Below are 19,862 nucleotides of genomic sequence, written 5' to 3'. Positions count from 1 at the left end.
CTTGCGAAAGTATTTGCAGTCTATTTTATTTTAGATTATCATTGATTTTTAGTTGGGATTAATAGTATTTCTCAATTCCACCAAATCCTCTGATTTTTTTATTTTCTTTCGTTTTATTGATAAAGTTGTTTAATCGCTTTTCAAATTCTTCAGGTCGTTTTCTGGCTGCTTCAATGTATGCAATTCGGATACGTTTATATGCGTCGGAAAAATGGAGATAATTTTCCCATATTGTCTTATCTTCCTTCAATCTTTCAATTATATCATTGGGGAAAATGAAAGGATCAGACAATACATTTCGTATTTTATCTTCAAATTTGGGGTGTATCATTTTATTTTCCAATAGCCACTTAAGTCTTTCTTTGTTAGCTTGCGAATAGGTACTTTTAGGGTTTCTGGGTGTGAAATGCTGAATTTTATGTTCTTTGTCGAGCGATTTTATTGTACTGTCAATCCACTCGAAACAAAGAGCTTCTTCAACAGCGTCGTTGTATGTGATACTTTTTTCGCCTGAAGACTTGCTGGGAAATACAAACCAAACTTCATTGGCAATCTCAAAGTTGTCATTCAACCACTTTCGCCAATCTTTTCTGTTCTCGAAATACTTTATTTCTATTGACATACCCAATCGTTTAAACTAACTGTTTTATTGCCTTTACTTTCATAATAACGAAGCATTTTACACTATACAATGTCAGTCAAACGCGTCTGTGTCTGATGGCTGAAAGGCTTACCACCCGTCAAAGATACTAAATCTTAAAGAAACAGTCCTCATTACTTCTTAAATCCTTTGGCTTATTATGGTATGACAACACTCACTACATGCAATATATTTGAATAAGAATCGATAGCAAGAATTTTGTGTTGCTATATAATATGATGTACAGAGTCTCCGTTAAACATTTATTTGGTGTTTATTATAAAAAACTAACTAAATGTTTGTTTGTTCATAAAAACTGCTTTACATTTGCACCCAGAAATCAATCGACCGAATTGGGGTCTAACGTTTAATTTAAAAAACAAAGAAAATGAAAAAGGGTTTATTATTGGTAGTTGTGATGTTAGCAACTATCGCTGTAAAAGCACAAGACATTTACGTAGGCGGATCTTTGAACGTTTGGCGTAACAGCACAGGCAACACTACTTCTTTTAAAATTGCTCCGGAAATCGGATACAACTTTAATGAAACATGGGCGCTGGGTGCTGAATTAGCGTATGGACATGAGTATGCAAACAAAGTTTCTATGAATTCATTTGACTTTGCTCCGTATATCCGTTTCTCTTATTATGAAAGTGGTATTGTGCGTTTATTCTTAGATGGAACCGCTTCAATCGGTTTTGATAAAGTGAAAGATGGAGATACTTTTAAAAGAGGTCAAGTCGGTTTGAGACCGGGAATCGCAGTTAAGTTGAATGACAATTTCTCTTTTATAGCTAAGTATGGTTTCTTGGGTTATCGGAGAAATATGGATTATGATGAGGATTATGCTCCTATTAAGCATTCATTCGGACTTAATCTTACTAGCGAAGACCTTTCAATTGGTTTCCACTACGCATTCTGATAAGAAGAAAAGTAATTCAACAAAATAGGAAAGGGAGTTCTCAAAAATAGGGAATTCCCTTTTTTTATGTATAATCTCTATAAATTACGCACTTGTTAACGAAAAAGTTGTTTAATACAAATTACAATTATACATTTGCATTGTTAAACAATAAGGTCAATAAAAACCTTTAGTATTAATTTAAAACTTTAAAATTATGAAGAAGAGTGTTTTGTTTGTTTTATTTGCGCTGATTTCAGTAGCAGGTTTTTCTCAAATTACAGGTTGGAATGCCAAGGTAGGGATGAACTTTAGTAATTATACAGGTGATCTTGATCTGAATGCAAAAGTTGGCTTTAAGCTTGGAGGAGGTTTTGAATATGCTTTTAATGATACATGGTCATTGCAGCCTTCATTATTCTTGACTAGTAAAGGTGCAAAGAAAGATGGAAATAGCATTAATGCAATGTATTTGGAATTACCGGTAATGGCTGCTGCACGTTTTAATGTTGCAGATAATACGAATCTTGTAGTTAATGCAGGTCCTTATTTTGCTTGTGGTATTGCTGGTAAAACAAAATTTGATTTAGGAAACGATACAGAACGTAAAGTTGATACTTTTGGTGATGATGCTTTGAAGCGTTTTGATGCAGGTCTTGGCGTAGGAGTTGCATTGGAATTTGGTAGAATCATTGCAGGTTTGGATGGTCAATTCGGTTTGGTTGATGTGCAGAAATTTGGTAATCCTAAAAACATGAACTTTTCTATTGTTGTAGGATATAAGTTCTGATAAGAAAACACTGAAAAAATAGAGAGCCGTTGCAGAAGGTAATTCGCAACGGCTTTTTTAATATTTCATGATTGGGAAAAACACTTCTCTTATTGGATAAAATGAGGAAGCATAACCAGTTAGTTTTATGATCGGCTATATTTATTAATCTGATAGTTTCTTCAGCTTTTTGAAATGCTCGATTACGGCTAAATAATTTTGGTCCTGACAAGCGTCGAATCTATTCCAGAGATCTCCTAAGACGACAGCCCCTCCGAAACCGAAATCCTTAATCTCCAATAAATTGTCTTCATTGATACCTCCCAATGCCATCACTTTCGAGTCGATAATCTTGGCTCTTTGTGCTTCGCGTAACTCTTCGGCAGTGTATGTTGAATAGTAATTCACTTTAGAGATACTGTCATAGATAGGGCTCATAAAAACATAGTCGTAAAAGTGCTTTCTGTTTTTTACCTCCTCCACTGAATGGCAGGAACAACTGATATGACCATAATAATCATGCGGTTCTTTGGGGTTACGCGCATTCAGGTGAATTCCCATCAGGTTGAATTCTTCTTTTAGATAAAAATGCTCATGTGTAACGATGCGACGGTGATATTTATCCGGAATAAGTGTCAATAGCCGTTCCGAATACATAGCCGGAGTCTCCGGCTTTCTAAGATGTAGGACATCCAGCCCCTCTTCGAAAAGAGCGGTAATAATCTTATCTTCTTCGACGAAGAAAGTAGGGGTGGTAACTACAATTAGTTTCATTTCTTTTGTTAAAATTGGATTGTTTAGCAAAGTTACTAATTAACTATGTCAGAAACCAACCTTTATAGTGAAAATTTGTTAGATTGCAGTGTCCGCAGGTCAATTGTCCATAGTTCGCCGGCTAAAACATCACCAAAGCCACAGATTATTTTCAATACTTCCGTAGCTTCAATGCTCCCTACAATGGCAGGAGTAACCCCCATCACTCCTTTGGGCGGAGGAGGCATCCGTTGCATTTCTTCTTCATCGGGATAAAGATCCCGGTAGTTTTTCTTTTGATTTCCGTAGTTGAATACAGAAACCTGTCCTTCAAAACCGCAGATAGCACCATATACGTAGGGCTTTTTCTGTTCAATGCAAATGTCGTTAATCAGGTAGCGGGTGGCAAAGTTGTCGCAGCCATCCACCACTATATCATATTCCTGAATGATATCATACGCATTGTCTTTCGTCAGCCGGGCAGCGTAGGGGTGTATTTCGATTTCACTGTTGAGAGCGGAGAGCCGTTCCGCAGCACAGATAGCTTTTGGTTTACCTAATTCCTTTTCGGAATAGAGCACTTGTCGTTGTAGGTTGGTGATGCTTACCAAGTCATCATCTACCAGTCCCAGGCATCCCACACCGGCGCCTGCCAGGTAGAGAGCAATGGGAGAGCCTAGCCCTCCCACACCTACAATAAGCACTTTGGCTTCCTGCAGTTTCTTCTGACCTTCTTCTCCGATTTCGGGAAGTATGATTTGTCTATCGTACCGCATCTGCCTATCTTTTAAAATCAAAAGACTGATCCCAATCCTTCCAAACCGGTTCGCGACCCAGTTTCTTCAAGTCACGTTCCACTTCAACCGCCTTTCGCTCATCACTTACGTGAAATTGTTTCAGGGTTTGAGGATAACTGTAATATCCTCCCGGTTCAGTTTTACTCTCCGCACTCATGGTTGTAACACCGAGCGTTGCCATGTGATTTCGGATTTCTGCACTTTCACGGGTGGAATAGGAGATATCTACGTCGTGGTCGAAAATTCGCATCGCGAATGTAAGTTGAGCCAGTTCCCGGTCGTTCATGACTACATTCGGTTGGAATCCGCCATTTTCAGACGGACGCATACGCGGGAAATTTACGCTGTATTTCGTTTTCCAATAATGCTTCTGCAGATAACGCAGATGATAAGCCATCATCGTTACGTCTGTCCGCCATTCTTCCAGACCGATCAGGACACCCATGCCAATCTTATGTACACCTGCCTGTCCCATACGGTCGAAGCCGTCTACACGCCATTCGAATTTAGATTTCATGCCTCTCGGATGATATGTCTTGTAATTTGCTTTATGGTAAGTCTCTTGAAAACAGATCACTCCATTCAGACCATGATTAGTCAGTTCCTGATATTCTTTTGCTTTAAGGGGCATTACTTCAATTTGCAGGTTGCTGAAATAAGGTTTTGCCAAATCCAGCGCCCGGGCAATGTAGGGAACACCTGCTGCGGCAGGGTTTTCACCGGTTACGAGCAGTAGATTTTCAAAAGGAGCCAGTCGTTTGATGGCTTTGTATTCGTTGACAATCTCTTCCTCTGTCAGTATCGTTCTCTTCATCGGATTGCTGATGTGGAAACCGCAATAGACGCAGGAGTTGGTACATGAATTAGTCAGGTAGAGCGGTACGAACATGGAGATAGTCTTACCGAACCGTTCCATCGTATATTTCTGACTAAGGCGTGCCATCACTTCCAGATAAGGAGTGGCGGCAGGTGAAATCAGCGCCATAAAGTCGTTGACATCCAGATGCTCTTTTTTACCCAATGCACGGCGTACGTCGGCATCTGTTTTGGAATAGATGGCTTTTGTCGTCTCTTCCCAGGATATTTTTTCTAATTCGTCGGAGAACATTTTAATCAATTAAAAATTAAAAATTGAAATGAGGGGAGAAGGTAGGTCAGTGGGCTGACTTTCTGTTTCTCCCTACTCATTATTTGTTGGTTTTAGCGCTTTTCTTTAAATCGCGTGACAATCTCATTGCACAGAAATTAGGTCCGCACATCGTACAATATTCTCCATCGATATGATGTCCTGCACGAAAATAGGTCTGCGCCCGCTCCGGGTCGAGAGACAGGTCGAACTGATCTTTCCAGCGGAACTCATAGCGAGCTTTACTCAATGCGTTGTCTCGTACCTGTGCACCCGGGTGTCCTTTTGCCAGGTCAGCGGCATGAGCGGCTATCTTGTAGGTAATGACTCCTACGCGTACGTCCTCTTTGTCGGGTAAGGCAAGGTGTTCTTTCGGAGTGACATAACAAAGCATAGCCGTACCCAGCCATCCGATTTGTGCGGCACCGATAGCAGAAGTGATATGGTCGTATCCGGGAGCAATATCCGTCACCAACGGGCCGAGTGTATAGAATGGGGCGTCATGGCATTTTTCAATCTGACGTTCCATGTTCTCTTTGATTTTATGCATCGGAACGTGTCCGGGGCCTTCAATAAATGCCTGAACATTCTTATCCCAGGCACGAAGCACTAATTCTCCCATGGTATCCAGTTCGGCGAACTGCGCTTCATCGTTCGCATCGTAGATAGAACCCGGACGAAGTCCGTCGCCTAAAGAAACGGCTACATCATATTGTGCCAGGATATCACAAATATCATCAAAGTGATCGTATAAGAAACTTTCCTGATCGTGTACGAGACACCATTTACTCATTATGCTTCCTCCACGGCTGACAATACCGCACAACCGCTTATCGGCAAGATGAACATTATGGCGGCGGATCCCTGCATGAATGGTGAAGTAATCTACACCTTGTTCACATTGTTCAATCAATGTATCCCGGTAGATTTCCCAGGTGAGGTCTTCCACTATGCCGTTCACCTTTTCAAGTGCCTGATAAATAGGAACCGTGCCGACGGGTACGGGACAATTACGGATAATCCATTCGCGTGTTTCATGGATATTTTCTCCTGTGGAAAGATCCATCAAGGTATCGCCACCCCATTTGCAGCTCCACAATGCTTTCTCCACTTCTTCATCTATGCTTGAGGTAGTAGCCGAATTTCCGATATTCGTATTGATTTTCACAAGGAAGTTGCGTCCGATAATCATCGGTTCAGCTTCTGGGTGGTTGATATTGGCCGGTAATACAGCACGTCCTTCTGCAATCTCCTGACGGACAAATTCTGGAGTAATGTGGGTCTTAATTCCCAATTCCTCGCAATTCATGTTCTCGCGGATTGCTACATATTCCATTTCAGGGGTGATAATCCCTCTTTTGGCGTATGCCATTTGAGTGATTGCTTCTCCTTTTTTAGCGCGATAGGGCAGAGCGATGTGCTCGAAACGTAAGTGATCGAGACTTTTATCGTCCCTTCTCATTTGTCCGTATTCCGAAGTAATTTCGGGAAGTTGTTCCACATCACCACGGCCTACAATCCATTCTTCACGCATACGGGGCAGTCCTTTTTTAAGATCAATGCTCATATCTGCATCGCTGAACGGTCCGCTGGTATCATATACATATATCTCCGGGTTCGGTGTTGCTATCTTTTCTTCGCCTTCAAAGCTGACACTGGGCACTTGTTCCACTTTCCGCATCGCTACACGGATATTCGGATAAAGTTTACCGGGTAAATAGACTTTCTGCGAGCGGGGGAATTTTATTTTTTGTTCCATAGTTTATTCGTTTTTAATCAAGAAAAGCCGTTAGAGGTGAACTTGCTTCTGCCACGAAGTCGACGGCTTGTAATCCTAATCCTGCTTCGTAAGCCTGTCTTCCGGCTTCTGTAGCCGCTTTGAATGCTTTTGCCATTTCTACCGGATTTCCGGCAACGGCTATTGCGGTATTAACTAATACAGCGGAAGCTCCCAGTTCCATTGCTTCGGCAGCATGACTGGGTGCACCGATACCCGCATCTACGACTACCGGGATACCTGCCTGTTCGATAATGATTTGCAGGAATTCTTTGGTCTGCAATCCTTTATTGGTACCGATTGGTGCACCGAGCGGCATAACGGTAGCTGCGCCCGCTTCTTCCAGACGTTTGCAGAGTACAGGGTCAGCCTGACAATAAGGCAACACGATAAAACCCAGTTTTACCAGTTCTTCCGTAGCTTTCAGTGTCTCGATAGAGTCAGGGAGCAGATAGCGTGGGTCCGGGTGAATTTCCAGTTTCAGCCAGTTTGTTCCAAAGGCTTCACGAGCCAACTGTGCTGCAAAAACAGCCTCTTCTGCATTACGTACACCGGAAGTATTGGGCAATAGCTGAATATTCGGATGAATAATATGTTTCAGCATGTCATCCTCTTTGTTGTCCATGTCGATTCGTTTCATGGCAACAGTAACCATTTCCGTGCCTGAAGCCAGAATAGCTTGTTCCATTACTTCATTGGAATTGAATTTTCCTGTTCCCAGGAAAAGACGGGAGTTAAATTCGCGTCCCGCAATTACTAACTTTTCCATTCTATATATATTATAAATTAAATTACTGATTGTACATCATTGCTTTACGCATGATTCAGGATTCTACGTGTTTCTTCTATCGGATTATCCGCTCCGAGAATGGTTCCCGACAGGGCTATCCCGTTTACTCCTGTGTGAAGTATGGCAGGAATATCCTCATAAGTGATTCCTCCAATCGCTACTACGGGGATTTCGATATTCGCCTCTTTCATCTGTGAAAGGATGGAGGAATAGCCTTCCAATCCCAGTACAGGGCTTAAATTCTTTTTAGTGGTAGTAAACCGGAAAGGACCGATGCCAAGGTAATCGGCACCGGCACGATAGTGCTGTACAACATCTTCGAATGTATTTGCAGTGCCGCCGATAATGAAAGCCTCTCCAAGAATTTGGCGGGCCTGGTCGATAGGCATATCCTTTTTGCCCAGATGCACACCGTCCACTTCCAGCTTTCGCGCCAGTTCAACGTGATCGTCCAGAACCAAAATTGCTTCGTGCTCTTTACAAAGCGGTTTCAGTTGCAGGGCTACTGCCTCCACTTCTTCGAGAGGAGCCTCTTTCATGCGTAGTTGGATCCATTTGCACCCGCCTTCGAGTGCCATACGTGCCGATTCGAGGTACGAGTACCGTTCGGTCTGATGCGTGATAAATTGTAGACTGACCATTCCCTTATCCTCCGCAAGCAGCTTTGATAATCACCAGGTTATCGTTCTCATGCAATATGAAACCCTCCCATTCGGTACGGGGAATCATTTTGTTGTTTACGGCGATAGCAATGCCTTGAACCGGAAGTTCGAGCTGTGCTGTCAGTTGTGTAAGGGTAGAGTCGGGAGTAATTTCCACCTCTTTGTTGTTCACTTGTACTTTCATTGTCCTATCAGAATAAATAAGTTGAAAGTAAATACAAAGAGCGTGCTTGAATGGAAAGGCGATAAGAAGAAACACAATCCCTACGTCAGTACTAACTGCCTCAGGTTCCTAGGGTATAATCTCAGCCCCTCATGGGGCACCCCTTTGTCTTTACGGGGACAAAGTAAGTGAAAAAGAAACAGAAAAACACTAAATCATTCGATTTTTTTTCATTTTTCTGTTGATTCCTGTTTTTTGATAGGATGAGAAAAGATAAATCGGGCGCCATTTTTGTAATTCTTGTCAATCCAGATATCACCTCCCATATATTGGATGGTCAGTTTGCAGATAGCCAGTCCCAATCCTGTACCCTGTACGAACTCGTTCAGCTTTTCGAAACGTTGGAATACCAGCTCCTGTTTATCTTCGGGGATTCCGGTGCCGGTATCAGTTACCGAGAACAGCATACATTGCTTTTTTTCGTCCACTTCATAATCCAGCGTAATACTTCCTCCGGCAGGAGTGAATTTCAAGGCATTGTTCAGCAGATTGATAATAATCTGCTGCAGGCGCAAGGGATCTGTGTAGAGCATGTAAGGCTCTTTAGGCATTTGCAGTTTAATGTCTACATCCATTGTCTTGTTCCGGTTGGTCAGAGTAATCATATTCTGGCAATGGTTCACCAGCTCACACCATTCATAGTTGAATTGCAGTTTTCCTGATTCCAGGCGTGATATATCCAGTACATCACTAATCAGTTGGAGCAACAGATTGGAGTTGGTCTGGACAATATCTGCGTATTCTTTCAGTTCGTTATTCTGCTCTACCGAACCGATAATCAGACTGGAGAAACCGACAATAGCATTTAGCGGAGTCCGTATCTCGTGGCTCATATTCGAAACAAAGGCACTTTTCAGTTGGTTAGCTTCTTCGGCGCGCTCTTTAGCATCACGCAATTCGACTTCAGACTCTTCCAACTTCTTTTTATCTTCCCGTAGTTGTTTCGTAGTTCTTTCAAGGTGATTCTTCAGGATTTTAGTCCGGTAATAGTAATACAGCGAAATCATTAGACTTCCTACTAATACGAGAAATATAATCAGGATGAATTGTACTTCTGTCTTATAGGCCACAAAGAATGGGATGGGCTGATTGATTACCATTGAGTTAACAGGTAACTTCTTGTTTTCAAATCCCCATTCCTTTAGTTTCTTCGCATCAAATTTATATCTGTTGGGTAAGATATTGATACTGCTGATATCAGTTTCCTTCTGGTCTAAAAAGCGGTAGGCATATTCTCCCATGCTTTGTCCCACTCCTTCATATTGCGGGACATATCCTCCGATAGCCCAGTAACCTATTGCAGTGGAAGTCATGCTGAACATAGGCAGGAGAGGATTGGCTTTGGAAAAAGCATAAACGGAGTTATTCATGTAAGTAATACCCCGGTTATCGATTCTCCAGATGCCAAGCAACATGACTGTGTTTCTGGGAAGATTGCGCAATTGACTGGCAGCCATATCGAGTGTATGGATGCGGCCATCGACGTAGGTGATAGACAACTGTGGGAAATGTTGCAGGTTTTTCTTGAACCATGCCAGTTCGGCAAGTCCGTTGTATGTGTTATCCGATACAAATACAAGGTGTTCTGTTTCCGGATAGAAATCCTGTATCATTTCAATATCTTTTTTAATGTCATATTCGTATGTGCTACAATATCTTACGTTGTATTCCTTCATGCGTTCCATTAAGTTAATGCTTTCGGGATTATAGCTTCGGATGTCGGTCGAATCCTCCGGAATACGTATTCCGTTGCGTGATGCCATTGCACAGAAAACAGGAAGCTGCTTGTACTTTTCATCTTCGAGATGGAGGAAACTGCTCCATGCTTCACCACCCAGGAGAATAACTAATTTGGCTTTCGGATGTTTGTCCAGAATATCGGTCAATGTTTTTTTCCATTGATGCGCCTGCGTTAAGTCTGTTGCATTCATATTTTCTACCATGGTCGAATATCTTCCTCCCAATTGGGTGTAGGTCTCTATAAATGTGCTGATGTTATCGTAGGTATATTTAGTGTCAGAATTATAAGAGGTGATAAACAGGATTTCTTCCTCAGATTCTTCTGTGGTGGCAGCATTGCCGAAAAGGGGGAGGAAAAGGAGTACAGCAATGGAGACAATAAATCGTATTTTTTTTCTTTTATACAGTATCATAATTGTTTGTTATGTTGTTTTATGAGTTGCAAAAATACAACTAATGCATCTGATATACAATAAAAGTCTGTTTCTTTTTAATCTGTAAAAAAGGTCGCTGTGAAAAACACAACGACCTTTTCCATAAGTATAGTTTAGCTTGTAAATTTGATTACATTCTTTTTTCAACCACATCCCAGTCGATGATATCCCACAGGGCGTTTACGTGGTCGGCACGGCGGTTCTGGTAATCCAGATAATAGGAGTGTTCCCAAACGTCAAATCCAAGAAGTGGTTTCAAACCGGCACGTACCGGATTGCTGCCGTTCCCCTCTTTAGTGATTTTCAGTTTACCGTCTTTATCTACGGATAGCCAAGCCCATCCTGAACCAAACAATCCGACTGCTGCTGCATTGAATTCTTTCTTGAAGTTTTCAAAGCTGCCAAAGTCACGTTTGATGGCTTCTCCCAGTTTACCGGCCGGCTCCTTCTTTGAAGGTTTCGGGGCAAATTGCAGGAAGTACAGGTTGTGGTTCAATACTTGTCCGGCGTTATTGAATATAGCTCCATCCGGTGCGGCTGCAACGATTTCTTCTACCGTTTTACCTTCATATTCTGTTCCGGGCACGAGGCTATTCAGATTATTTACATACGTTTGTAGATGTTTTCCGTAATGGAAATCTATTGTTTGCTGACTGATTACAGGTTCCAACGCATTGTTAGCGTAAGGAAGTTTAGGCATTTCGTAAGTCATGGTCATCATAATTAAAGACATTAATATAGTATTCATAATGTTACAAGTTTTAATTGGCTTGTTATACTATAATAACAGAAGCCCTTTGCAAAATGTTCACAGCATCTTACTTTATTTGTAAATGTACTGTATGCGTTCCACTTCTTTCGGATGCTCACGGTCGGTCCGGCAGATCCATTGGCCCGTATTATCATATTCATAATAAGAATTGCTATCGATCTGGTTTCCGTATTTATCGTACAGGCAGGTCAGGCATCCCGATGTTTTCTGGTTATTGCCTAAAATCCGTTGGTAAACGATTTGTGTCAGATAACCGTATTTATCGTATTCATAAGCATCTTTTTGTGAAATAATCTGATCCGAAGAATTGGCAAAAAGCAGGTTTTGATGTTGGGATGAAATCAATCTGCCTTTATCATCATATTTGTTTGCGGTGTACGCCTGAAGTTCTCCATTCTTATTATACTCTTTGGTTTCGGTCAATAACCCCTGTTTATTATAGGAACTTATGATGACTCTTCCATCTGTATACTTGAGCGAATCACTCTCGATACTTCCGTCCGTACCGATACGGCGTGTCCGTCGGTAGAGATCCGTTTTGGTTTTCGGATTCGTTTGCACTTCAAAGATGCAGTGACCTTGCGGATCGTATAATCTGTTCGTTTGTATTTCATTGCTTGGCTGACCGTTCTTTACGGTAAGCGACAATGTAGAAATGAGCTGCCCCTTATCATCATACGAATAAGTGGTCGAGGTATTTCCCGTACTGTCATTTTCCGCAGACTTAATCAATCGTCCTCCATTATAGTATTTCACAGAAGTAGGAGTGGATATGATTGTTTGCAGAATAAACGGTGTCCGTAGTGCATTGGCCTGGTCACGAAATTCCTTATACCTGTGTGTGCAAAGAAAATCCTGCAGCATACTCAAAGATTCGGAATTGACAATGGCAGCTTTTAAAAGCTCAAAATCAGCTTTTTCACTAAGATATTCAAGGTCGTCCAGATGAGTACGTGCTGTAGAAGTCAGGTAAGGTGATTGCTTATACTCGTCAATAATCTGCCGGATGGCTGTTGCGTTTCCTTTCTCCCGGAGGCTGTCGATTCCTTGAAACAGAAAATCATCGTATAACGCGCGAACTTCCGGAAGGAATGGACGCGTATCTTTATCCGTGAAGAATTTCTGCATGTTGGCGTTATCAAAAAATGCCTTGAAATTCGCTGATGTCGGATTACTCTTTACAATCTGGTAAAGCCGTTTGTTTTCCGCAGTGTTGATTTGAGAGATAAATTTGCCGTTCGGATATTCCGTGATGTACGTTTGATAAATATTCAGCGTAGGTGTTTTCAGCATACCTTCCAGTAAAGCCATTTCACGGATGTCCCGCACCTTTTGCAAGATGGCAGAATCTCCCGGATAACCGCTTGACTGGATACTGTCCATCAACGTCTTGCTAAAAGGAATTTGATCTTTCGAAGCATCCAGAATGGAGATAACGGCCAGTTCTGCTTTGTTTTGTACGTTGGAAAGTTGTATTTTCTCTTCTTCACAGATATTGGGAAAATAAGCTTTCGTTGCCCTTTCGTAGCATCCGAAATAGTTGGTGGCAGCCTGTTCGCTTTGCTCGTTCCACAATCCGTTGAGCACATCCAATAATGCCAGTTCCTCGGCATAATAGGTTTGTGTCTCGTCATCTATCTTATCACGGTTTTTCTGCCATTTGTCGGCGTCATTATCGTTCAGATACCTTAGCAGCTTTTCCAGGCGGCTCTGCTTTTGTGCCATTGCCTGTGGAATGCAGGCGACCAGAAACAAACTCAAAATAATCGATAAAAATATACTTCTTTTCATTGCTTTTTGGTGTTAGGTTAAAATAGTTAGTGATGAAAATTCATAAAAATACCTTCATTCTCGAATGAATATTATACTTTTGTATTGAGAACAAATTTGAATGCCAAGGGTTTGTTAAAAATCCACATTGTTTTTATAATGCTGTTATGAATACCAATTATATAGATGAATTGAACGAGAGTCAGTGTGCTGCAGTGACTTATAATGACGGTCCTTCGCTGGTGATAGCCGGTGCAGGTTCGGGGAAGACGCGTGTATTGACTTATAAAATCGCTTACTTGCTGGAACAGGAGAACGGCTACAATCCGTGGAATATCCTTGCACTGACCTTTACGAATAAGGCGGCGCGCGAGATGAAAGAGCGTATTGCCCGTCAGGTAGGTATGGAAAGGGCACGTTATTTGTGGATGGGGACTTTCCATTCCATCTTCTCACGGATTCTTCGTGCCGAAGCAACATTTATCGGGTTCACTTCCCAGTTCACCATCTATGATACGGCTGATAGTAAGAGCCTGCTTCGTTCCATCATCAAAGAGATGGGATTGGACGAGAAAACTTATAAACCGGGAGTAGTGCAGGCACGCATCTCCAATGCCAAAAACCATTTGGTCACTCCTACGGGATACGCTGCCAATAAAGAGGCTTACGAAGGAGATATGGCTGCCAAGATGCCTGCTATCCGTGATATCTATACTCGTTATTGGGACAGATGCCGTCAGGCGGGAGCGATGGATTTTGATGATTTATTGGTATATACCTATATTCTGTTTCGTGACTTTCCGGAAGTGCTGGCACGTTATCGCGATCAGTTCCGTTATGTATTGGTGGACGAGTATCAGGATACGAATTATGCGCAGCATAGCATTGTTCTACAACTGACTAAAGAAAATCAACGGGTCTGTGTAGTGGGAGACGATGCGCAAAGTATCTATTCTTTCCGTGGGGCGGATATTGACAATATTCTCTATTTTACAAAAATCTACCCCAATACGAAAGTTTTTAAACTGGAGCAGAATTATCGTTCCACACAAACCATTGTTTGTGCTGCCAATAGCTTGATTGAGAAGAATGAACGCCAGATACGGAAAGCCGTGTTTTCGGAGAAAGAAAAGGGGGAACCTATCGGCGTATTTCAGGCGTATAGCGATGTGGAAGAGGGAGATATTGTAGCTAATAAGATTGCAGAGCTACGACGGGAGTATCGCTACGGATATGCTGATTTTGCCATCCTGTATCGTACGAATGCACAAAGCCGTATTTTTGAAGAGGCTCTTCGGAAACGGAGTATACCTTATAAGATTTACGGAGGACTTTCGTTCTACCAGCGAAAAGAGATAAAAGATGTGATTGCTTATTTCCGTTTGGTAGTGAATCCGAATGATGAAGAAGCATTCAAGCGAATCATTAATTATCCGGCTCGTGGTATTGGAGATACGACAGTCGGGAAGATTATATCGGCGGCTACCGATCATGGCGTAAGTCTTTGGGCGGCACTCTGTGAACCATTGAGTTACGGACTGGATATAAATAAAGGAACGCATGCAAAACTGCAAGGCTTTCGTGAATTGATAGAAGGTTTCATTGTCGATCAGGCAGATAAGAACGCTTATGAAATAGGAACGAATATCATCCGTCAGTCCGGCATTATCAACGATGTTTGTCAGGACACATCCCCCGAGAATCTAAGCCGTAAGGAAAATATAGAAGAGTTGGTGAATGGAATGAATGACTTCTGCGCTTTGCGGCAGGAGGAGGGTAATCCGAATGTGTCTCTTACCGATTTCCTTTCGGAGATTGCATTGCTTACCGATCAGGATTCCGACAAGGCGGATGATGGGGAAAAGATAACGTTGATGACAGTTCATTCGGCTAAAGGATTGGAGTTTAAGAATGTATTTGTGGTCGGTCTGGAAGAAAACCTGTTTCCCAGTGGGATGGTAGGAGATTCTCCCCGGGCACTGGAAGAAGAACGTCGTTTGTTCTATGTAGCTATTACTCGTGCGGAGGAACATTGTTATCTGTCTTTTGCCAAAACCCGTTTCCGTTATGGAAAGATGGAATTTGGAAGCCCCAGTCGTTTCTTGCGTGATATCGATGTTCATTACTTGCAATTGCCGCATGAGGCAGGAGTGAGCCGTGCTGTCGATGAAGGTGCAGGACGTTTCCGTAGAGAGATTGAAGGAGGATTCACCCGTTCAGCTTCTCCGTCGCGTGCCCCTTTCGGAAGTACATCTTCCGAACAACGTGAACGTCCGAAAGCACAGATCATTGCTTCCAGCGTACCGAGGAATTTGAAGAAAGTTAGTACTGTTAGCCCAAGTAGCGGTGCACAGGCAACCTCTTCCACTTCGCCATCGGTAGCAGGAGTACAGGCCGGACAGATGATAGAGCACGAACGTTTCGGATTGGGTGAAGTGATTAAAGTAGAAGGAACGGGAGACAATGCGAAAGCAACTATTCATTTTAAAAATGCGGGAGACAAACAACTATTATTACGTTTCGCTCGTTTTAAAGTGGTAGAATAAATAATAACACTAAATAGAGAGACTCATGAAGAAACAACTAACAGTAATTTTGCTTTCCGCTTTGATTGTGAGTGGATGTGCGTCGGGGCGTATGGGAAATCCGGGAGCTATCATGGCAGGTGCTTCTATCGGAGGTAGTCTGGGAAGTTCGATAGGCGGACTTATCGGAGATAATAATCATGGCTGGAGGGGCGGTTACCGTGGTTCTGCTATTGGGAATATTGTGGGAACCATTGCCGGTGCGGCTATTGGAAACGCGTTGACGGCGCCGAGGCAAGAGCAAATAGAGGAAGATGCGTATATTCCTGAAGTACGGGAAGTGCGTGTGCAAAAGTATAAGAAACAGCCGCAAGTGCAACAGCCTATTTCTCAACTGAAGTTGCGCAAGATCCGTTTTATAGATGATAATCGCAGTCATGTGATTGATGCGGGAGAAAATAGCAAGATAATCTTTGAGATTATGAATGAAGGGAGAAATCCTGTTTATAATGTAGTTCCTGTGGTAGAAACGGTGGGGAAGGTGAAGCATCTCGGCATTTCTCCTTCCGTGATGGTGGAGGAAATTCTTCCGGGTGAAGGCATCCGTTATACCGCTTCCATTCATGCAGGTGAAAAATTGAAAGACGGTGAAGTGACATTCCGTGTCGCAGTGGCGGACGAGAATGGAATGATTTGTGATTCGCAGGAATTTACCTTGCCTACACAGCGCGGAAACTAGAGTTAAAAGCCCGAAATATTCGGTTTAAATATAGTGACGCTATCCCACCAATATAGTGACGCTATCCTAAGCATATACCGTCACTATATTGGTGGGATAGCGTCACTATTTTAATGGCTATTAATAAGGTAGTTCTTTAGATAAGTTTATGTGAATCGAACAATGCAATTGAATGATATTGTAGGGTTTTATAATAATATTAAGTGTCATGTAATCATTTTATTTCGTATCTTTGTTCATATTTCCAATAAAAGCATTAGAGTGGTATGAAAGAGACATTTAGAAGATATCCTATCGGAATACAGAATTTTGAGGATTTACGTAATAATGATTGTGTGTATATTGATAAAACTGCATTAATTTATCATTTGACTCATACAAATAAGATTTATTTCCTTAGTCGTCCGCGTCGCTTTGGAAAAAGTCTTCTAGTCTCTACTCTTGAAGCTTATTTTTCCGGAAAGAAAGAGTTGTTCGAAGGATTGGCTATGGAACAGTTAGAGAAAGAATGGACTGTTTATCCTGTGTTGCATATTGATTTTAGTAGAACGAAATACACCACAATCGAAGATTTGCAAGAGCAATTGAATCTTTATCTAAGCGAATGGGAGAGGACTTATGGGAAAAATGAAGAAGAAACGAGCTATGCAGCCCGTTTAACCGGTTTGCTTCAACGAATCTACCAACAGACAGGAAAGCAGGCTGTTGTATTGATTGACGAATATGATGCACCTTTATTGGATAGTAATAGCGACTCTGCTTTACAAGGACAATTGCGAACTGAAATGCGGAAGTTTTTCAGTCCTCTTAAAGCGCAAGGGCAATATCTTCGTTTCTTGTTTCTGACAGGAATCAGCAAGTTCAGTCAGATGAGTATATTTAGTGAGCTGAATAACTTGCAGAATATCAGTATGAGCGATGATTATAGTGCTATTTGTGGTATTACAGAGCAAGAGTTGCTAAGTCAGATGCAACCGGATATTGAGAGGATAGCTCAAGCGAATAATGAAACCTATGAAGAAGCTTGTCGGCATTTGAAACGGCAGTATGACGGTTATCATTTCAGCAAGATTTGTGAAGATATTTACAATCCGTTCAGCCTTTTCAATGCATTTTCGCAAAGAGATTATAAGAGCTTTTGGTTTTCTACCGGCACGCCTACTTTCTTGATTGAAATGTTACAGCGAATGGACTTCAGTCTTACTCTATTGGAAAAGATGGAAGTGAAAGACGAAGATTTTGATAAAGCGACAGAGGTTATTACCGATCCGATTCCTGTACTTTATCAGAGTGGCTATTTGACTATTAAAGGATATGAACCTCTCTTTCGTACATATACATTAGGTTATCCCAACGAAGAAGTTAAGATAGGCTTTATTGAGACTCTGATCCCTTCCTATCTCAATCAACCGACACGTGAAAGTAATTTTTATGTAGTCTCTTTTGTAAGAGACCTGATGAAAGGTGATATTGAGCAGTGCCTTCTTCGTACTCGTTCTTTCTTTTCTTCTATACCTTATGATTTGGAGAATAATCAGGAAAAGCACTATCAGACTATTTTCTATTTGTTATTCCGTTTGATGGGGCAATATGTGGATGTAGAGGTTAAGAATGCTATTGGTAGGGCTGATGTGGTAATCAAGATGCCTGATGCGATTTATGTGTTTGAATTTAAGGTAGACGGAACTCCCGAAGAAGCGTTGGCACAAATTAATAGTAAACAGTATGCCATTCCTTATGAGGTAGAGCATCGCAAGGTTGTTAAAGTTGGAGTGAATTTCGATAGTACAACGCGGACTTTGGGACAGTGGAAGATAGAATATTCTTAGTAGAAAGAAATTGAAGCATATATACTTGAAATCAAACATTTTCTGCTTACCTTTGTTAGCTTGAAACAAGATAACAAGAAAGGAGACGAACTTATGTCAAGTAATTATATTCGTTTCGATTGGGCTATGAAACGTTTATTGCGTAATAAAGCCAATTTTGCAGTTCTTGAGGGCTTTCTAACTACTCTTTTGAATGAAAAGATAATCATTCGGAAGCTTTTAGAGAGTGAAAGCAATCAAGAAGATGAGTTTGATAAGTATAATCGTGTAGATATGCTTGCTGAAAACTCGAAAGGTGAACTTATTCTGATTGAAGTTCAGAATAATAATGAGTATGCTTATTTTCAACGTATGCTGTTTGGTACTTCAAAATTAGTAACCGAGTATATTAATCGTGGAGAAGGTTATGATAAGGTACGTAAAGTATATAGTGTCAATATTGTCTATTTTTCTTTAGGTAGTGGCAAAGATACCGTATATCACGGTAAAACGGAATTCCGGGGAATTCATCAGGGAGATATGCTTGAACTGACTCCTTTTCAAAAACAAACTTTTAAAGTGGATACAGTAAGTCAACTTTATCCTGAATATTATATTTTGAAGGTCAATGATTTTAATCAGGTAGCTAAAAGTCCGTTGGAAGAATGGATCTATTATCTGAATACAGGTGATATTCCTGATAGTGCGACTGCTCCAGGTTTAACAGAAGCCCGTGAACGATTAAAACTTGACAAGATGACTAAAGCAGAGCTTGATGCTTACTATCGCCATTTGGATAATATTGTCATATTAAAAGATAATATATTCACTGAACGTGCTGAAGGACGCGCAGAGGGTCATGCTGAAGGGCGTGTAGAGGGTCGTATGGAAGGTATTAATGAAGGTCGTCTGGAAGAGAAAAGGGAAGCTGCAAGCAATATGAAGTCTTTAAATATTCCTCTCGATGTTATTTCGCAAGTCACAGGTTTGTCTATAGAAGAGATAAAGGCGTTGTAATAAACGCCTTTATATAATTGTTAGTATCCTATATCATCTTAGACATGATATAGGATTTTTTATATATAGAAGTCTTGAAATGAGAACATACATAAAAATAGGATATTTTATGCGTTTCTCCTGCTTGAATTTAAGACAGAGTCTTGTATGCAAATAAATATGTGAGTAATTAGGGATTATGGAAATCCGTGGTGCTTTATTTTATATTATTTGGATGCTTATTGTTTGCTGTAAAGAGATTATTTGCGGATATTCGTTTGATTATTTGATAAGTACTTTCTTTTTGCTATATTTGATTTGGATGGAATATAGTGTGAAATAGCTGAAAATATACCGATAAATTTGGGTCTCACCGATGAATGTATTGTTCCTCGGTGAGGAAGGAAGCGACGCACACCGGGCAACGAGTCGTTCCTCGGTGAGGAACAAAGCTTAGTTAGCGGTAAATAATTCGTTTTTTATCCCTTATTTATGTAATATTTAGTCTGAAAACGGTATATTCTTGCATTGATTTATGCATTTATTTCTCTTCTTGCTTTTATTTTGATTTAATATTTATAGAGTGAATCTTAAAAATAGACTAATTTCTTTGGTTGGAAAGATTATTTTTGATATAACC

At 41.1% G+C, this 19,862-nt stretch carries 17 protein-coding genes and 1 riboswitch; of the genes, 6 read left to right on the top strand and 11 right to left on the bottom strand.

The window, feature by feature from the left end; all coding sequences use genetic code 11:
• Positions 1-58: 58 nt before the first annotated feature.
• A complete protein-coding gene (locus LPH68_RS11645; protein ID WP_118419475.1) occupies positions 59-622 on the bottom strand; it encodes a YdeI family protein in 564 nt (187 codons plus the stop codon).
• 406 nt (positions 623-1,028) lie between these two features.
• Here LPH68_RS11645 and LPH68_RS11640 point away from each other — a divergent pair, with 406 nt between their 5' ends.
• Complete coding sequence (locus LPH68_RS11640; protein WP_009039498.1) at positions 1,029-1,562, top strand: outer membrane beta-barrel protein; 534 nt, start codon at positions 1,029-1,031, stop codon at positions 1,560-1,562.
• Positions 1,563-1,758: 196 nt separating this feature from the next.
• Positions 1,759-2,331, top strand: coding sequence for a porin family protein (locus tag LPH68_RS11635; protein WP_015531006.1), 573 nt, complete (start codon positions 1,759-1,761; stop codon positions 2,329-2,331).
• 144 nt (positions 2,332-2,475) lie between these two features.
• On the opposite strand, the gene LPH68_RS11630 is transcribed toward LPH68_RS11635, so the two are convergent.
• From LPH68_RS11630 to LPH68_RS11585, 10 genes are all read right to left on the bottom strand, one after another.
• Positions 2,476-3,084: a thiamine phosphate synthase gene (locus LPH68_RS11630; RefSeq protein WP_004313169.1), complete on the bottom strand. Its 609-nt coding sequence runs from the start codon at positions 3,082-3,084 to the stop codon at positions 2,476-2,478.
• A 62-nt stretch (positions 3,085-3,146) separates the two neighbouring features.
• Positions 3,147-3,839, bottom strand: a complete 693-nt coding sequence (locus LPH68_RS11625; RefSeq protein WP_151923475.1) for a HesA/MoeB/ThiF family protein — start codon at positions 3,837-3,839, stop codon at positions 3,147-3,149.
• Between the two features lie 4 nt (positions 3,840-3,843).
• Positions 3,844-4,968, bottom strand: a complete 1,125-nt coding sequence (gene thiH / locus LPH68_RS11620; protein ID WP_151923476.1) for a 2-iminoacetate synthase ThiH — start codon at positions 4,966-4,968, stop codon at positions 3,844-3,846.
• A 79-nt stretch (positions 4,969-5,047) separates the two neighbouring features.
• Complete coding sequence (gene thiC / locus LPH68_RS11615) at positions 5,048-6,745, bottom strand: phosphomethylpyrimidine synthase ThiC (RefSeq protein WP_004303540.1); 1,698 nt, start codon at positions 6,743-6,745, stop codon at positions 5,048-5,050.
• A gap of 13 nt (positions 6,746-6,758) precedes the next feature.
• A complete protein-coding gene (locus LPH68_RS11610; RefSeq protein WP_004295706.1) occupies positions 6,759-7,532 on the bottom strand; it encodes a thiazole synthase in 774 nt (257 codons plus the stop codon).
• A 44-nt stretch (positions 7,533-7,576) separates the two neighbouring features.
• Positions 7,577-8,194: a thiamine phosphate synthase gene (locus tag LPH68_RS11605; RefSeq protein ID WP_004312310.1), complete on the bottom strand. Its 618-nt coding sequence runs from the start codon at positions 8,192-8,194 to the stop codon at positions 7,577-7,579.
• Between the two features lie 4 nt (positions 8,195-8,198).
• A complete protein-coding gene (gene thiS, locus LPH68_RS11600) occupies positions 8,199-8,399 on the bottom strand; it encodes a sulfur carrier protein ThiS (RefSeq protein WP_004303537.1) in 201 nt (66 codons plus the stop codon).
• Between the two features lie 60 nt (positions 8,400-8,459).
• A riboswitch (TPP riboswitch) is annotated at positions 8,460-8,553 on the bottom strand.
• A 55-nt stretch (positions 8,554-8,608) separates the two neighbouring features.
• Entirely contained in the window at positions 8,609-10,591 is a 1,983-nt protein-coding gene (locus LPH68_RS11595) for a HAMP domain-containing sensor histidine kinase (RefSeq protein WP_008648147.1), read from the bottom strand.
• Between the two features lie 151 nt (positions 10,592-10,742).
• The gene (locus tag LPH68_RS11590) at positions 10,743-11,360 is read right to left on the bottom strand and encodes a superoxide dismutase (protein ID WP_004295710.1); all 618 of its coding nucleotides are present in this window, start codon (positions 11,358-11,360) and stop codon (positions 10,743-10,745) included.
• A 75-nt stretch (positions 11,361-11,435) separates the two neighbouring features.
• The gene (locus LPH68_RS11585) at positions 11,436-13,175 is read right to left on the bottom strand and encodes a hypothetical protein (protein ID WP_022199083.1); all 1,740 of its coding nucleotides are present in this window, start codon (positions 13,173-13,175) and stop codon (positions 11,436-11,438) included.
• A gap of 146 nt (positions 13,176-13,321) precedes the next feature.
• On the opposite strand from LPH68_RS11585, the gene LPH68_RS11580 reads away from it, so the two are divergent.
• The 4 genes from LPH68_RS11580 to LPH68_RS11565 all read left to right on the top strand — a co-directional run bounded on the left by LPH68_RS11580 (position 13,322) and on the right by LPH68_RS11565 (position 19,243).
• Entirely contained in the window at positions 13,322-15,700 is a 2,379-nt protein-coding gene (locus LPH68_RS11580) for an ATP-dependent helicase (protein WP_004312306.1), read from the top strand.
• A 25-nt stretch (positions 15,701-15,725) separates the two neighbouring features.
• Entirely contained in the window at positions 15,726-16,418 is a 693-nt protein-coding gene (locus LPH68_RS11575; protein ID WP_004312305.1) for a hypothetical protein, read from the top strand.
• Between the two features lie 266 nt (positions 16,419-16,684).
• Positions 16,685-18,247: an ATP-binding protein gene (locus LPH68_RS11570; RefSeq protein WP_004312304.1), complete on the top strand. Its 1,563-nt coding sequence runs from the start codon at positions 16,685-16,687 to the stop codon at positions 18,245-18,247.
• A gap of 93 nt (positions 18,248-18,340) precedes the next feature.
• Positions 18,341-19,243: an Rpn family recombination-promoting nuclease/putative transposase gene (locus LPH68_RS11565; RefSeq protein WP_008776660.1), complete on the top strand. Its 903-nt coding sequence runs from the start codon at positions 18,341-18,343 to the stop codon at positions 19,241-19,243.
• The last annotated feature ends 619 nt before the right edge of the window (positions 19,244-19,862 follow it).

The organism is Bacteroides sp. 1_1_30 (genome assembly GCF_020982715.1).
Lineage (GTDB): Bacteria > Bacteroidota > Bacteroidia > Bacteroidales > Bacteroidaceae > Bacteroides > Bacteroides xylanisolvens.
This window is presented reverse-complemented; position numbering and strand designations above follow the sequence as displayed.

Bases quoted from the DNA above. Each gene is read 5' to 3' on its own strand.
- LPH68_RS11645 (WP_118419475.1), bottom strand. From the start codon at position 622: ATGTCAATAGAAATAAAGTATTTCGAGAACAGAAAAGATTGGCGAAAG.
- LPH68_RS11640 (WP_009039498.1), top strand. From the start codon at position 1,029: ATGAAAAAGGGTTTATTATTGGTAGTTGTGATGTTAGCAACTATCGCT.
- LPH68_RS11635 (WP_015531006.1), top strand. From the start codon at position 1,759: ATGAAGAAGAGTGTTTTGTTTGTTTTATTTGCGCTGATTTCAGTAGCA.
- LPH68_RS11630 (WP_004313169.1), bottom strand. From the start codon at position 3,084: ATGAAACTAATTGTAGTTACCACCCCTACTTTCTTCGTCGAAGAAGAT.
- LPH68_RS11625 (WP_151923475.1), bottom strand. From the start codon at position 3,839: ATGCGGTACGATAGACAAATCATACTTCCCGAAATCGGAGAAGAAGGT.
- thiH (WP_151923476.1), bottom strand. From the start codon at position 4,968: ATGTTCTCCGACGAATTAGAAAAAATATCCTGGGAAGAGACGACAAAA.
- thiC (WP_004303540.1), bottom strand. From the start codon at position 6,745: ATGGAACAAAAAATAAAATTCCCCCGCTCGCAGAAAGTCTATTTACCC.
- LPH68_RS11610 (WP_004295706.1), bottom strand. From the start codon at position 7,532: ATGGAAAAGTTAGTAATTGCGGGACGCGAATTTAACTCCCGTCTTTTC.
- LPH68_RS11605 (WP_004312310.1), bottom strand. From the start codon at position 8,194: ATGGTCAGTCTACAATTTATCACGCATCAGACCGAACGGTACTCGTAC.
- thiS (WP_004303537.1), bottom strand. From the start codon at position 8,399: ATGAAAGTACAAGTGAACAACAAAGAGGTGGAAATTACTCCCGACTCT.
- LPH68_RS11595 (WP_008648147.1), bottom strand. From the start codon at position 10,591: ATGATACTGTATAAAAGAAAAAAAATACGATTTATTGTCTCCATTGCT.
- LPH68_RS11590 (WP_004295710.1), bottom strand. From the start codon at position 11,360: ATGAATACTATATTAATGTCTTTAATTATGATGACCATGACTTACGAA.
- LPH68_RS11585 (WP_022199083.1), bottom strand. From the start codon at position 13,175: ATGAAAAGAAGTATATTTTTATCGATTATTTTGAGTTTGTTTCTGGTC.
- LPH68_RS11580 (WP_004312306.1), top strand. From the start codon at position 13,322: ATGAATACCAATTATATAGATGAATTGAACGAGAGTCAGTGTGCTGCA.
- LPH68_RS11575 (WP_004312305.1), top strand. From the start codon at position 15,726: ATGAAGAAACAACTAACAGTAATTTTGCTTTCCGCTTTGATTGTGAGT.
- LPH68_RS11570 (WP_004312304.1), top strand. From the start codon at position 16,685: ATGAAAGAGACATTTAGAAGATATCCTATCGGAATACAGAATTTTGAG.
- LPH68_RS11565 (WP_008776660.1), top strand. From the start codon at position 18,341: ATGTCAAGTAATTATATTCGTTTCGATTGGGCTATGAAACGTTTATTG.